General features: G+C 73.9%; 13 protein-coding genes. 4 read left to right on the top strand and 9 right to left on the bottom strand.

The annotated features are described in order from the left end of the window. Positions 1 to 121: 121 nt before the first annotated feature. Both IE217_RS29555 and IE217_RS29560 read right to left on the bottom strand, forming a co-directional pair. Positions 122 to 1240 carry a GNAT family N-acetyltransferase gene (locus IE217_RS29555; RefSeq protein WP_190181022.1) on the bottom strand — a complete coding sequence of 373 codons (1119 nt, stop codon included), beginning with the start codon at positions 1238 to 1240 and terminating at the stop codon, positions 122 to 124. A gap of 1 nt (position 1241) precedes the next feature. Continuing rightward, positions 1242 to 1667 carry a hypothetical protein gene (locus IE217_RS29560; protein WP_229865692.1) on the bottom strand — a complete coding sequence of 142 codons (426 nt, stop codon included), beginning with the start codon at positions 1665 to 1667 and terminating at the stop codon, positions 1242 to 1244. 209 nt (positions 1668 to 1876) lie between these two features. Between IE217_RS29560 and IE217_RS29565 the strand changes: the two genes are divergently transcribed. Beyond that, positions 1877 to 2683: an SGNH/GDSL hydrolase family protein gene (locus tag IE217_RS29565; RefSeq protein ID WP_190181023.1), complete on the top strand. Its 807-nt coding sequence runs from the start codon at positions 1877 to 1879 to the stop codon at positions 2681 to 2683. Positions 2684 to 2686: 3 nt separating this feature from the next. On the opposite strand, the gene IE217_RS29570 is transcribed toward IE217_RS29565, so the two are convergent. The 4 genes from IE217_RS29570 to IE217_RS29585 all read right to left on the bottom strand — a co-directional run bounded on the left by IE217_RS29570 (position 2687) and on the right by IE217_RS29585 (position 9258). Continuing rightward, positions 2687 to 4303, bottom strand: a complete 1617-nt coding sequence (locus IE217_RS29570; protein WP_190181024.1) for a serine/threonine-protein kinase — start codon at positions 4301 to 4303, stop codon at positions 2687 to 2689. Between the two features lie 76 nt (positions 4304 to 4379). Continuing rightward, positions 4380 to 5990: a HoxN/HupN/NixA family nickel/cobalt transporter gene (locus IE217_RS29575; protein WP_229865693.1), complete on the bottom strand. Its 1611-nt coding sequence runs from the start codon at positions 5988 to 5990 to the stop codon at positions 4380 to 4382. Next, entirely contained in the window at positions 5987 to 7603 is a 1617-nt protein-coding gene (locus IE217_RS29580; RefSeq protein ID WP_190181025.1) for a tetratricopeptide repeat protein, read from the bottom strand. Before IE217_RS29580 ends, IE217_RS29575 begins: the two co-directional genes overlap by 4 nt. A 107-nt stretch (positions 7604 to 7710) precedes the next feature. Then, positions 7711 to 9258 (bottom strand): DUF4331 domain-containing protein, encoded by a 1548-nt coding sequence (locus tag IE217_RS29585; protein ID WP_190181026.1) that lies wholly within the window; start codon positions 9256 to 9258, stop codon positions 7711 to 7713. Between the two features lie 210 nt (positions 9259 to 9468). Here IE217_RS29585 and IE217_RS29590 point away from each other — a divergent pair, with 210 nt between their 5' ends. From IE217_RS29590 to IE217_RS29600, 3 genes are all read left to right on the top strand, one after another. Continuing rightward, a complete protein-coding gene (locus tag IE217_RS29590; RefSeq protein WP_189708322.1) occupies positions 9469 to 10011 on the top strand; it encodes a sigma-70 family RNA polymerase sigma factor in 543 nt (180 codons plus the stop codon). Next, positions 10008 to 10820 (top strand): anti-sigma factor, encoded by an 813-nt coding sequence (locus tag IE217_RS29595; RefSeq protein ID WP_190181027.1) that lies wholly within the window; start codon positions 10008 to 10010, stop codon positions 10818 to 10820. The genes IE217_RS29590 and IE217_RS29595 overlap by 4 nt, the downstream gene beginning before the upstream one ends. A gap of 115 nt (positions 10821 to 10935) precedes the next feature. Beyond that, entirely contained in the window at positions 10936 to 11202 is a 267-nt protein-coding gene (locus tag IE217_RS29600; RefSeq protein WP_190181028.1) for a hypothetical protein, read from the top strand. 43 nt (positions 11203 to 11245) lie between these two features. Here the strand turns inward: IE217_RS29600 and IE217_RS29605 are convergent, their stop codons facing one another. Genes IE217_RS29605 through IE217_RS29615 form a run of 3 tightly spaced genes read right to left on the bottom strand, consistent with a single transcriptional unit; the run spans position 11246 to position 14205 of the window. Continuing rightward, positions 11246 to 12442 carry a CaiB/BaiF CoA transferase family protein gene (locus tag IE217_RS29605; protein ID WP_190181029.1) on the bottom strand — a complete coding sequence of 399 codons (1197 nt, stop codon included), beginning with the start codon at positions 12440 to 12442 and terminating at the stop codon, positions 11246 to 11248. A gap of 33 nt (positions 12443 to 12475) precedes the next feature. Further along, positions 12476 to 13252 (bottom strand): ABC transporter permease, encoded by a 777-nt coding sequence (locus IE217_RS29610; protein WP_190181030.1) that lies wholly within the window; start codon positions 13250 to 13252, stop codon positions 12476 to 12478. Then, positions 13249 to 14205: an ATP-binding cassette domain-containing protein gene (locus IE217_RS29615; RefSeq protein ID WP_190181031.1), complete on the bottom strand. Its 957-nt coding sequence runs from the start codon at positions 14203 to 14205 to the stop codon at positions 13249 to 13251. The genes IE217_RS29610 and IE217_RS29615 overlap by 4 nt, the downstream gene beginning before the upstream one ends. Between the last annotated feature and the right edge of the window lie 41 nt (positions 14206 to 14246).

Here is a 14246-nt window from a genome sequence, read left to right on the forward strand (position 1 = left end):
GAGCCCTCCCCTGGAACCGTGAGTGGACGGACCGATGCGGGTGAGATGTACGACGGTATTGACGATTGAACCAGTATGGCAAGACCTGGAACGGGGCCTCACGTTTTTGTTGGTTTCGCCGTTACGTAGATTTTGTACCGGCAGTTCGATGTCTCGAACGGATTTTTCCCATCCGTTTGAGAATTCTGTCGGCCGGCTCGAACAGTTCGGGCCGGGACTGCACCGCATTGCGCAGCGCGCGCACCGGCGCACGCCGCGCCCGGTGCCCCGCCGCCACCGGATGACGTCTCGTCACCCACCCCTCGCACACGCTGAGTTCGCGCGTCCGGAGGGAGTCCTTGTACTCCTTCTGGCCCCGCCCGAGGTCCAGGTAGGCGATGCCGTCGGCGGCCGCCGCCTCGGCCATGCGCAGATGCAGGACGAGCCCGGGGGAGTACTTCGCGTACACCGGGTCGTAGGCCGGGAACCAGCACGCCAGCACCCGCTCGGTGCGCAGCCCGAAGTGGGCGGCGACCGGGCGGCCGTCGGCGTAGAGCACCGACAGGATCCCGGCGAAGTCGTCGGTGCGGGTGTGGAACAGCCGGGTCACCAGGCGGGTGATCCACTCGTGGGCGAAGCGGTCGCTGCGCCCGGTGCGCCGGTACTGCGCCGACTTCCAGCTCATCAGGGTGCGCAGCACCGCCGGGTCGCGCTCGTCGTGGACGTACGTCACCGGGCCCGCGTCCCGGCCCAGCCTCCGGTCCTTGGCGAGGGTGGTGCGGGTGAACTTCGGCGAGCGGGCGCGCAGTTCACGCAGGTAGACGTCGTAGCCCCGGTCGACGTCCATGACCGGGGACGGGTAGGTGCCGGTGGCCGAGGACGCGAACGGCTTCTGGCCGGACACCAGATGGTCGTACTCCCACACGGCGAGCCCGCAGGCCCGCAGCAGTTCGCGCGCGTCCCAGGCGAAGCCGGGCCGGTGCACGAGGCCCTGGCAGTCGGAGACGCCGAGCCCGACGGCCCGGCCGACGCCCGCGGCCGATCTCTGGAACGGGAAGAACGCGGCCGGCTCGCCCTCCTCGCGCACCACCGCTATCCGCACCCCGCGTCTGCACCGGCCCACCGCGAGGGCGAACTCGGGGGAGAGGAAAGGGTTCGCCAGTTCCTCCGCCCCGTGCAGATGGGCCTTGGACTGCATGGCCGTCCACGCCGCCCGGTCGGCGGCGCTGAGCTCGCCGGGGCGGTACACGCTGATGTCCACGTCACAAGCCCCGTCTTCTCGCCGTACGGCCGCGCGCCCGGCCCAGCATCACCAGCAGGAGAACCAGGGAGCTGAGCGCGGCGACGGCCAGCAGGCCGCCGCGCACGGACCACCGGTGCACGGCCAGCATCCCCTGGGCCACCAGCATGTCGAGGACGACCGCGCCCGCCAGTGAGGCCAGCACACGGCCTAAGGGATCCAGTCCGCGCAGGCCGGCCGCGACGGCGCAGGCCGGGGCCCCGAGCAGGAAGAAGAGCGTCAACGGGCCGCGCAGCACGAAGGATGAGCCGGTCAGCGCGAGCAGCGCGCCGGCCGCCGCCGCGGCCGTGGCGGCCCCCGCGAGCAGCGGTGACAGGTCCCTCCCCGGCCCTGTCCGCTCCCGCCCTGCGCCGTCTGTTGAAGGTGTCTTGACGCGGATGGTCTGCATTGGCGACTTTGCCCCCCGAAGCGCCGGATGCCGGACTTCAATGTCGCGCAGCCGCAGGGGGGCCGTCAAGGTGCTGACGGGGCGTCGGGAATACCGACCGACCGGTTGGATTTGGTTGAGCGCCGAAAAAGTTTTGGCATGGACACTTCCTGTCAACACGCGTAGCTGCTACCACGGTTATGGCAGAGATCCTGCTAAAGGGAGGTTCCATGAGACGTTCCCGATTTGCCGCCTACGTCGGCTCCCTCCTCCTGGCCCTCGGTCTCGCCCTCACCGGGGCGGGCACGGCGCAGGCATCCCAACTGGCCGCCGCCGGCGGCTATGTGGCCCTCGGCGACTCCTACTCCTCCGGGGTCGGCGCCGGCAGCTACATCAGCTCCAGCGGCAGCTGCGACCGCAGCACGAACGCGTACCCCTACCTCTGGAACGCCGCGCACTCACCCTCGTCGTTCGACTTCACGGCCTGCTCGGGCGCCCGAACGGATGATGTTCTGGCGAACCAGCTCGCCCCGCTCGGCTCCGGCACGTCCCTCGTCTCGATCAGCATCGGCGGCAACGACGCCGGTTTCTCCGACGTCATGACGACCTGTGTGCTCCAGTCCGACAGCACCTGTCTCTCCCGCATCAACACGGCGAAGGCGTACGTCGACTCGACCCTGCCCGGCAAGCTCGACAACCTCTACTCCGTCATCCGCTCCAAGGCGCCCAACGCCCACGTGGTCGTGCTGGGCTACCCGCGCTTCTACCTGCTCGGCCAGACCTGCCTCGGCCTGTCCGACACCAAGCGCTCCGCCATCAACGGAGCGGCCGACTACATCGACGCCGCCATCGCGAAGGTCGCCGCCAACCACGGCTTCACCTTCGGCGACGTCCGCACCACGTTCTCCGGCCACGAGATCTGCTCCGGCAGCTCCTGGCTGCACAGCGTGAACTGGCTCGACATCGGCGAGTCGTACCACCCGACGGCGGCCGGCCAGTCCGGCGGCTACCTGCCGGTGTTCACCAACGCGGCCTGACCCTCACGGCGAGGGAGTGACCGTGCCCGAAGCGGAGGCCCCGCCCGACGGGGTCTCCGTCACACACGTCACCGAGAACGGCACCGGGTCGGACGTGGTGTGCACCGGGGTCCTCACCCGCACACTCACCGCGTCGCGGTACGCACCGCCGCCCGTGCCGCCGGAGTACGCCGACACGGTCACCGTGTCCCGCTTCGACTTCCCGCCCCCCGCCGGGAACGACAGCGTCCGCCACCCCGCGTCCGGGAACTCCCCGCTGCCGAGCACCCACCGGTAGGAGACCTCGGCCGGCAGCCGGCCCACCGTGAACGTCGCCGTGAACGACGGCGCCTGCGCGTGCGGCGGCGGGCACGTCCCCGAGTAGTCCGTGTGACTGCCGCTCAGCTCCACCGTCACCGACTGCGGCGGCGCGCTGCCCGACGGACTCGCGCTCGCCGACGCGCTCGCGGAGGTACTGCCGCTGGTCCGGTCGCCGCTCGGCGACGCCGAAGGAGTGCTCCGCGTCCCGCCGCTGCTCGCGCTCGTCCCGCCGGACCCCGTACCGTCGTGGTGCAGCAGCGCGTACGTCAGTCCGGCGAGCGCCAGCGCGAGCACGACCACGCCCACCACCAGAGCGACGGCCGCACGGCGGTCGCGGGCCGGGCGGCCGTTCGCGTCCGCTCCTTCGGCCAGGGGCCGGGTGGGGGCCGTCGGGGCCGTGGGACCCGGCAACGGCGGTGTCGGCGAGGGCCGTCCGGGATGCGCGGCGATCGTGGGAGGGCCGGCGGCGCCCGGCACCGGGTAGGCGCGCGGGCCGCCCGCGCCGATGAGCCGCAGGTCCCGCTCCGCACGCTCGGCGGACAGCCGCTCGGCCGGGTCCTTGCGCAACAGGCCCTCGATGACCGGGGCGAGCGGACCGGCCCTGCGCGCCGGCGGCAACTCCTCGTCCACGACCGCCCGCAGCGTGCCGAGCGGGGTGTCCTGCCGGAACGGCGAACTGCCCTCCACCGCCGCGTACAGCAGCACGCCCAGCGACCACAGGTCCGACTCCGGCCCGGGAGTGCGGCCCAGCGCCCGCTCCGGTGCCAGGAACTCCGGCGAGCCGATGACCTCACCGGTCATGGTCAGGGCGGAGCTGCCCTCGACCGTCGCGATGCCGAAGTCGGTGAGCACGACCCGGCCGTCGTTCTCCAGCAGCACGTTGGCCGGCTTCACGTCCCGGTGCAGCACTCCCACGGCGTGCGCGGCGCGCAGCGCGGACAGCACCTCCGCGCCGATGTGCGCGGCGCGCTGCGGGCTCAGCGGGCCCTCGGCGTCCAGCACGTCGGCCAGCGACAGCCCGCGCACCAGCTCCATGACGATCCAGGGGCGGCCGCCGTCCGTGGCCACGTCGTACACGGTGACGACGTTGCGGCTGGCGACCCGGGCCGCCGCCCACGCCTCACGCTCCAGGCGGGTGTACATCCGCTCCACCTCGGGGGCGGGCAGGCCCGCCGGGGCGCGCACCTCCTTGACGGCGACCTCGCGGTGCAGCACCTCGTCGCGGGCGCGCCACACGGTCCCCATACCGCCCTCGCCCAGCGGGGACAGCAGCCGGTAGCGGCCGGCGATAACACGCTCACGGCCGGATTCCTCGGACACCGGCGCCCCCCATCCACGTCCGGGCGATGACTCCACTCCACATCGTGTCGCCGCGTGATTCCTTCCCAAAAGTAGCTCAGCCCAGCGCGGTTGCCGCCCCCTTGAGCATCAGCGAGGCGCCCAGGGCCAGGACGACGAACGCGGACCCGAGCGGCGCGGCCCTGCGCACCAGCGCCGCCGCCGGACCGGCCGACCAGCGCGGGCGCCTGTCCAGCAGACGGTTCATGCCGCTGCCCAGCCGGACCACGGCGAACCCGGCCGCCGTCAGGGTCAGCGCGAGCCCGGCGCCGTACGCCACGACGAGCAGCAGCCCGAACCACGCCTGCCCCAGCGCGGCGGCGCCCACCAGCACCACCACCGCGGAGGGACTGGGCACCAGCCCGCCGGCGAACCCCAGGAGCAGGGTGCCCCGGAGGGTGGGGGCGGTGGGGTGCGTGTGGGTGTGACCGCCGTGGGTGTGTTCGAGGGGCTGGTCGTGGGGGTGCTCATGCGGATGGTCGTGGGGCTGGTCGTGGTCGTGCGGGTGGGCGTGGTCCTCGCCGGTCGCCCGCACGTGGTCGTGGGCGGGACCGTGGCTGTGGGCGTGGTCATGACCGTGCCCGTGCCCGTGCCCGTGTGCGTGCGGGTGGGTGCTGTTGCGCCAGGCGCGGCGTACGAGACTGGCGCCCGCCAGGGTCACCAGGACCCCGCTGGCGATGCCCAGCCAGGCGATCACCGAGGGGGCGGCCGCGGAACCGGCGGTGACCAGCAGACCGAGGGCGACCACGCCGAGGGTGTGGGTGACCGTCACCGAGGCGGCCAGCGGCAGGACGTCCCGGAGGCGGGCCCGGCCGCCGCGCGCCGCCGCCGTCGCAGCCATGATCGTCTTGCCGTGGCCCGGGGCCAGCGCGTGCACGGCGCCCAGGCCGATCGCGATGAGCAGGGCGAGCGCGGCGAAGCCGGGGGTGAGATGGTGCCGGGCCACCAGGTTGTCCAGGGCGCGCGTCCAGCGGTCGGCGCCCCGGGGCAGTACGGACGCGGCGGGCGCGGCGCCCTGGTCGCCGGCCAGGGCGGGACCGCCGGGCCGCACCCGCAGCGAGGCGGTGGAGGTGTCGGCCGGGGAGGAGAGCAACTCCTTCGGATAGCTGGTGAGTTCGTGGGAGGTGGAGGTCGCCGGCACGTCGGAGGAGGTGAGGGTGGTGCGGTCGCCGCGCGCCGTGATCTCCCGCCAGCCGGGCCCGGTGGAGAGGCCCGCGCTGTGGAACCGCACGGCGAGGGACCGCCCGTGGGCGAACTCCGGCAGCCGTGCGGTCAGCCGGCACTCCACGCGCAGGGTGTCGAGACCGGCCTGACCGGGGCGCAGCCGCGCCGCACTGCCGTCCACGGAGAGCTTGGCGGCACGCCCCTCGACGGTGACCCTGCCCTCCCCGGCCGCCCGCTCGCAGCGCTGCCGGGCCCACGCGGTCATGCCCAGCCGCTCGATGTCCGGCTTGGCCTGGGTGGCCGGGATCTCGGCCAGGTCCTCGACGTGGAGGTCGCGGAGCGTGCCGGGCGCGGTGACCAGCCCGTCGTAGCGGTTGACGGTGAAGTTGCCGAGCGGGTGCGCGCCCGCGGCGGCCGCGGGCACGAGGAGCAGCGCGCACACCGTCGCGAGGAGCGCGGCGGCGCGGGCGAGGGGGCGACGAAGTGCGGTGATCGTGCGGCTCACTCGGCGCCCCCCAGGGCCTCGAGGGCGCTGCGGGCCTGGCGGGCACCGAGCGGGGAGAAGCCGGGGTTGAGCCGCAGCGCGGCCGCGAGGTGGGTGCGGGCGTCGCCGGTGTGGCCCGTGGCCCGCTCGATCATGCCGCGGTGGTAGAGGAACGCGGCGTTGCGGTAACCGGTGGCGGTGGCCTGCCGGGCGTAGGGGAGGGCCTCCTGGTCGCGTCCGTTGACGTGCAGCGCCCAGGCGAGGGCGTCCGCGGTGTGCACGGTGTGGCGGCGGGCCCACTCGGCACGGGCCGCGCGCAGGGCGGAGGCCTTGTTCCCGTGGTCGGCGGCGGCGAGCGCGGTGTCGAGGTCGGCGTTCACGCCGTTGGCGCGGGCCAGCGCGATCCAGGCGTCGACGAGGGCGTACTGGTCGCGGGCCTTGACCTCGTCCCCGGCCGCGCCGCGCGCCTCGTACAGCTCGCCGAGCTCGACGAGCGGGGCGGGCAGCGGGTAGCGGGAGACGACGAGTTCCATGCCCTTGACGGCGGCCGCGGTGTCCCCGCTCGCCGCCTGGGCGCGGGCGCGGCCCTCAAGGGCGGGCAGGTAGGAGTCGTCGGCGGCCAGGGCGCGCGCGTAGTGGCGCAGGGCCGCCTTGTAGTCGCCCTGGTTCCAGGAGAGCTGGCCGAGCTGGGCGGCGACGTAGGCGATGTCGCCGCGGGAGGTGGCGGTGGCCAGCGCCTGCTCCAGGACCCGTCGGGCGGTGGCGGTGTCGCCGCGCAGCTCGCGGACGTAGGCGTAGCGCGTGAAGACCGGCACGCCGGGGCGACGGGCGTCGGCGGTGTCGGCCGCCTCGGCGGCCTGGTCGTAGCGCCCGAGTTCGACGAGGGCGTCGATACGGGAGGACAGCGCGCGTTCGCTGTACGGGTTCTGCTTCAGGGCGCGGTCCGCGTAGGTCAGGGCGTCGGCGAAGTCGTGCCGGGCGGCGGCGAGGGCGGCGCGACCGGCGAGGGCCTGGTCGTCGCCGGGCGCCAGCCGCAGCGACCGCGCGAGGGCCTTCTCGGCCTGCGGGTAGCGCGACGGGTCGCCCTTGGTGCGCGCCTGCTCGACGTAGGCGAGGCCGAGGGTGGCCCAGCCGCCGTGGTCCCTGGGCTGGGCGCGCAGGTGCGCCTGGAGCGAGGCGATGCTCGCGTCGAGGCTGCCGCCGGTGAGCAGCTGCGGTGACACGTCACCGGAGGCGGGGGCGGAGACCGCGACGGCGTCCGCGCCGTCCCGGACCGCCCCGACGGCCACCGCGCCGCCGGTCAGCGCCACGGCCAGCAGCAGGGCGCAGGTGGCGAGTTGCCCGGCCCGCCGGCGCCGCCCGGCGGCGGCCACCCGCCGCAGGGCCGCGACCCGCTCGTCCACGGGGGAGCCGTCGGTGGAGGTGCCGGCCGCCTCCGCGCCGGACGGGTCCGCACCGGACGGGTCCGCGCCGGCGGCTTCCACGCCGGCCGTCTCCGCGGGCGCGCCGACGGCACCCTCCCGGCCCTCGCCCGCGGGATCCTCCCGGCCCGCGCGGTCGTCCTCGCCCGCATGCTCCTGCCGGTCCCTGTCGTCCTCGTCGGCCGGTGCGCTGTCGTCGTTCCGCGGGGCCATGCCCTCTCCTGTCGTCACCTGGGTGGTCCGTCTCGCGTGGGGTGGCGCGGCCCGCGCGCCGTGGGGGATGGGTGAGCGCGGGCCGCGCCAGTCGGTGGGGGCGTGGGTCAGTACGGGCGCTGCATCCGGCGGCGCCACCAGGCCAGAGCGGTGCCGATCAGCAGGATCCCGGCCGCGCCCGCGGCCGCCGAACCGGCGATCAGCACCGTGTTGTCCGTGCCGCCCGAGGCGCCGGCGGGCTGGAGCGCGTCGCCCAGCTGGCTGCGCACGTCCGTACCGCTCTTGGTGCCCTTGGCCAGCGGCCCGCGCGAACCCGAGGTCGGCTCGGCGACGTAGGGGAAGTTCTTCTCGAACTGCTTGTCGTTCTCGTTCACCGCGTCGCCCAGGTCGTTCTTCGCGCCGACCAGCGCGCCCTCCATCACCTGGAGTGCCTCGTCGACCACGTCGTCGGTGAGCCGGCGGCCGTTGGGGAAGCCCGCGTTGTCGCCGTCGAGGACGCCCAGCCGCTTGGGGTGGGCGGCCGGCTTGACGGAGGTGTTCAGGCGCAGCTCCTCCGCCGGGCGGACGTTCGGCGGCTGGTTGAGGCCCTTCACGCCCTTGAGGAACACGTCGACGAGGTCGTTGCGCGGCTCCGCCGGGGCCTTGATCTTGTAGATCTGCTCGATGAGCTTGGGCAGTTCGGGGTGGGTGACGTTCTTCAGGAACTGCGCGTCGTCCCACGGCGCGGACGCGTTGAACCTGTCCTTGTCCTTCTGCGGGTTGACGACCTCGTTGACGAGCGGGTTGCCGAGCCGGGAGACCTGGGTCCAGCCGCCCCGGGCGTTCTTGCGCTGGGTGGTGGACCATATGCCGACGACCGGCTGCTTCTCCGACTCGCGGATCATGTCGTTCGGCACCTGGAGGGCGATGGTGTTGACGTTGTAGCCCTTGAGGGTGTCGTTGCCGACCTCGGAGAGGTTGCCGCCGTACAGCAGGTCGAAGACGCGCAGGTCGGCGAAGAAGGGGTCGTCGGCCTGGCCGGCGAACGTCGACGCGCCGCTCGCGGTCTTGTGGACGGCCTGGGAGCGCAGCTTGCCGTAGTCCGGCATGGACGCCTTGCCGACGTCGGACGGCGCCACCGGCACGTCGTCCGCGAGGCGCGTCCTGGACACCTGCTTCTGGTGGCGCAGCTTGATGAGGTCGAGGTCGTACGTCTGCGTGACGTTGAGGTTCGGGTCGTCGAGGCTCTTCACCGGGCCCGTGTTGTACAGGAAGGTGTTCTTGTTCTTCACGTGCGTCCTGAACGTGTACCGGAAGATCAGCTCGCTCTGCGCGTCGCCGTTGTTGTCGACGTGCAGGTCGTACTGGGCGTCGTCCGCGAACGTGTAGAAGTTCGGTCCGCCGGCCGGCTCCTCGAACGGGATCCAGTTCGCCACGATCGTCGTGGTGTCGGGCTTGTCCGGGCTGACGAAGGCGTACACGTCCGTGTTGTCGTACTGCGGGGTCCCCGAGATCAGAGGGGCCTCACGGTGGCTGGAGGCGGAGGCCGTCCCGGGCACCAGCGCGGCCGTGCCGGCCGCCGCGAGCGCCCCGGCGGCCAGCGCGCCGCAGAGGAGGGAGGCGATACCCCCGCGCCGCCCCGAACGGTCCCCGAAGAGACTGGAGAAAGGTGTCATGCCGATCCGTCCTCAGTGCCGACTTGCCTGTCGCTCGGGCATTCGGAGAACCGGCGGGGGCGGATTGGTCGGGCCGCGGATTTTTCTTTCTCCCTGCTCGACCCGCGTTTTCGGCCCGCGCATCCGTATTCCGTCCAAGGGGTGCGCCCGGGGGCGCACCTCGCGTGATGTGAGCGGCGCGGGCGTGCGCCGGCGGAGAGGGGGACACGAGTGGAGGCGGACGAACTCCTGGTGCTCGTGGCAGGGGGCGACCAGAAGGCTTTCGAGGAGCTGTACGGGCTGGTGTCCGGGCCCGTGTACGGACTGGTGCGGCGCGTGGTGCGCGACCCCGCGCAGTCCGAGGAGGTGACCCAGGAGGTACTGCTCGAGATGTGGCGCTCCGCCGCCCGGTACGACCCCGGGCGCGGCAGCGCCCTGTCGTGGGTGCTCACCGTCGCCCACCGACGCGCCGTCGACCGGGTGCGCAGCGCCCGCGCGGCCGGCGAACGCGAGCAGCGCGAGGCCGCCCGGGCCGGGTTCCCCGCCTTCGACCACGTCGCCGAGGAGGTCGAGGCGGGCCTGGAGCGCGAGTGGGTGCGGCGCTGCCTGAAGCGCCTCACCACCCTCCAGCGCCAGTCCGTCACCCTCGCGTACTACGACGGCTACACCTACCGTGAGGTGGCCGAGCGGCTTTCGCTGCCGCTGGGCACCGTCAAGACCCGCATGCGCGACGGGCTGACCCGGCTGCGCGAGTGCCTGGGGGGTGTCGCATGAGCCTGCTCGCCCGCATGTTCGGCCGCGAGGGTCTGCACTCCCTGGCCGCGCCCTACGCCCTGGACGCGCTGGAGCCCGCCGAGCGGGTGCGCTTCGAGAGGCACCTGAGGAACTGCGCGCGCTGCGAGGCGGAGGTGCGGGACCTGAGCGAGGACGCGGTCCGGCTGGCCTGGTCCGCCGCGGTCCGGCCGCCCGCCGAGCTGCGCGACCGGGTGCTGGCCGCCGTACGGACCACTCCGCAGGACCCCGCGCCCGCGCGGGAGCACACGCCCCAACTGCCCCCGCACGTCTGGGGTACGCAGCCGCCCCCGGCGCGCGTCCGTGCGCCCCGGCAGCGCCCCCTGTTCGTCCCGTTCGCCACCGCGACCGCCGCCGCGGCCCTCGTCGTGGCCGGGCTGTTCGCCGTCCAAGCGGGCCGTACGCAGGACGAGTTGAACGCCCAGCGGGACCGGGCGCGTGAGATCGCACACGTTCTGTCCGCCTCCGACGCCCGCGCCACCACCGGCCAGGACGCGCGGGGCCGCCGTATCGGAGTGATCGCCTCCGCATCCGAGGGGCGGGCCGTCGTCACGCTCAGCGGATATCCGGCCCCGCCCGGCGGCCGGGTGCGCCAGCTCTGGCTCATGCGCCCCGGCGCACAACCGCGCTCCCTCGGGCTCTTCGCGGGTGACACGCCCTTGGTCGCCTCCGGTCTCGCCCGCTCCGCCACGTCACTCGCCGTCACCCTCGAACCCGACGGCGGGTCAGCTCAGCCCACTACGCGGCCAATTGTTCAACTCGCCTTGAAATCGGTCGGATTCGGAGAGTAATCGTCAACACCCTTACAGGGAAGGTGAATCCTGTGACCGCGATACACGAGTGCCCCCACGGGGCGATAGGGTTACTCTGCCCGGGCCGGGTGGACTCGTACGGGTGGGGAGTGACATGGAGCAGATAACAGTGCGCAGCAGGGCCAGGGTCCCTGCGATCACCTGCGGAAGCAGCGCGACCAGCTCGCGCCTCGACCGCCATCTCTCGGTGCTGTCGGGACCGGCCGTCCCGCAGCGGGAGACGGCCGAGGCGACGTCGCTGATGCGCGAGCTGACCGCACGTGACGCGCGGGACCGCACGGGCAGGGGCGCACGGGTCGGCCGCGTGTCGCTGTTCGCACCGCTGCGCCGGCTGCGCCGCTCGCTGTTCGGCGGGCGCTGAGCCGTACCGGCGCGACCCTCCGGCCCCCTCACCGGGCCCGCACTCAGGCCACCACACCGTCCCGGCGCAGCGCTGCGATCTCCTCGTCCGTCATCCCCACGGCACGCAGCAGCGCCTCGGTGTGCTGTCCGAGCGCGGGCACCTCACCCATGCGCGGCTCCGCCCCGCCCGGCAGCGTGATCGGCGGCAGCAGCGCTCTCAACGGCCCCACCGGCGTGCCCACCTCCCGCCACCGCTCACGGGCCGCCAGCTGCGGGTGCTGCGCCAGCTCGTGCACGTCCCGCAGCCGCGCGCAGGCGATGCCCGCCTCCGACAGCCGGGCCACGGCCTCGTCCGCGTCCATCCCGCCCAGCGCCTTGCCGACCAGTTCGTCGGTGCGGTCCCGGTGCGCGACCCGCGCCGCGTTCGTGGCGAACGCCGGGTCCGAGCCCAACCCCGGCCGGCCGAGGACCTGTTCGGCGAGCCTGCGCCACTCCCGGTCGTTCTGCACCGACAGCAGCACCCGGCCGCCGTCCGCCGTCGGGTAGGCGTCGTACGGCGCGATCACGGCGTGCGCGAGGCCGGTGCGGGCCGGGGCGGTCCCGCCGTGCATGGCGTGGTGCAGCGGGTGCCCCATCCACTCGGCCAGCGCCTCCAGCATCGACACCTCCACCGGGCCGCCCCGGCCGGTCGTGCCGCGCCGGACCAGGGCCGCGAGCACGCCCGAGAAGGCGTACATGGCGGCCGCGACGTCCGCCGCCGGAATGCCCGCCTTCACCGGCTGCTCCGGCGTCCCGGTCACCGACACCAGCCCCGCCTCGCACTGCACGAGCATGTCGTACGCCCGCTGCCCGGCGTACGGGCCACCCGCGCCGTACCCGGAGATGTCCACCGCGACCAGCCTCGGGTGCGCGGCGCACAGCGTGGCCGCGTCCAGGCCGAGGCGGGCAGCCGCGCCCTGGGCGAGGTTCTGCACGAACACGTCCGCCCCGGCGACCAGCCGCCGCAGGACGGCGAGCCCGCGCGGGTCCTTGAGGTCGAGGGCGATCGACTCCTTGCCCCGGTTGCACCACACGAAGTGCGAGGCGAGCCCGGCGGCGGCGGTGTCGTAGCCGCGCGCGAAGTCGCCGCCGTCGACCCGCTCGACCTTCACCACCCGGGCCCCGAGATCGGCGAGCTGCCGGGTGGCGAACGGCGCCGAGACGGCCTGTTCGACGGCGACGACGGTGATGCCCTCCAGGGGCAGCGGGAGACCTTCCATACCGGCGATCATGTCCCGCGGCCGGTGCGCTTGTCAGCCCCGGGCGCAGCGGCGGACGGCGAGGGGGGCCGACAGGGCGAGCAGCACGGCGCACCAGATCAGGGAGCCCGCGACCGGATGGGCCACCGGCCAGGCGGCGCCGGCGGGGACCGGGGCGTTGCCGAAGAGGTCGCGCAGGGCGGTGGTCACCGCGCTGATCGGGTTCCACTCGGCGAGGGTGCGCAGCCATCCGGGCAGGTTGTCCGTGGGGATGTAGGCGTTGGACAGCAGCGGCAGCACGAAGGTGGACGCGCCCAGCTGCCCGGCCGCCTCCTCGCTGCGGCTGAGGAGCCCGAGGAGGATCCCGGTCCAGGTGCACGCGAACCGGAACAGCAGCAGGAGCCCCACCGCGCCCAGCACCCCGCCGGCCGAGCCCTGAACCCGCCAGCCCACGGCGAGCCCCGCCAGCAGCAGCGGCACCGTGCCGATCGCGGTGACCACCAGGTCCGCCACCGCCTGCCCGAGCGGCACGGCCGCCCGGCTCACCGGCATGGTGCGCAGGCGGTCCATCACGCCCCGGTGCGAGTCCTGGGCGGCCTGGAACATCCCCGTCATGACGCCGCCCGCCGCGGTCGCCACCAGCAGCCCGGGCACCAGGAACGAGCGGTACTCACGGCCGGGCACCGCGAGCGCGCTGCCGAAGACGTAGCCGAAGAACAGCAGCATGTTGACCGGCATGACCTGGGTGAGGACCGTGATCCCCGGGTTGTTGCGGACCCGGCGCAGCTGCCGCCCGGCCATCGCCGTCCCGTCGTACACCAGCGCGCTCATGCCGCGACCTCCTCGAGACCGCCGGGCTCCGAGGTGAGCCGCAGGAACACGTCGTCGAGCGTGGGCGGTCTCAGGCTCGCGTCGAGCAACGGCACGCCCGCGGCGTCGAGTTCGCGCACCAGCCGGGGCAGGGTCAGGGTCGGGTCGGTGGTGACGGCGCCCACGGCGCAGCGGTCGCGGTCGAAGACCGGCTCGGCGCCCGTGAGCCGGTCGAGCACCCCGGCCGCCGCCGTCATCGCCTCGGCCCGCGCGACGACCGCCTCGGCGTGCGAGCCGACCAGCGCCTTGAGCTCGGCCGGCGACCCGGTGTGCGCGACGCGGCCCCGGTCCACCAGGGCGACCTCGTCGGCGAGCTGGTCGGCCTCCTCCAGGTACTGGGTGGTCAGCAGCACCGTGGTGCCCTGCTGCCGCAGCTCCCGCACGGTGTCCCACACGCTGTTGCGCGCGGCCGGGTCGAGCCCCGTCGTCGGCTCGTCGAGGAACAGCACGCGCGGCCGGCGCAGCAGCCCGGCCGCGAGGTCGAGCCGGCGCAGCATGCCGCCCGAGTAGGTCGCCGCGCGCCGGTCGGCGGCCTCGGTGAGCCCGAACCGCTCCAGCAGCTCGTCGGCCCGCCCCGCCGCGTCCCGCACCCGGTGGAGCCGGGCGAACAGCCGCAGGTTCTGCCGTCCGGTCAGGTCCCCGTCGACCGAGGTGTGCTGCCCGGTGACGCCGAGCAGGGCGCGCACGGCGGCCGGCTCGCGGACGAGGTCGTGGCCCGCGACCCGCGCCGAGCCCGCGTCGGGCCGCAGCAGCGTCGTCAGCAGCCGTACGCCCGTCGTCTTGCCCGCCCCGTTGCGCCCCAGCAGCGCGCAGACCGTGCCCTCGGCGACCGCGAGGTCCAGCCCGCGCAGGGCGTGGACATCGCCGAAACGCTTCTCCAGTCCTTCACTAAGTACAGCGTACGTAGTCGTCATGGTGTGACCATAGCGCATTACGTACGGCGTACGTAACTACG

Origin of the sequence: Streptomyces naganishii JCM 4654 (genome assembly GCF_014650575.1) — a bacterium.
GTDB classification, from domain to species: domain Bacteria; phylum Actinomycetota; class Actinomycetes; order Streptomycetales; family Streptomycetaceae; genus Streptomyces; species Streptomyces naganishii.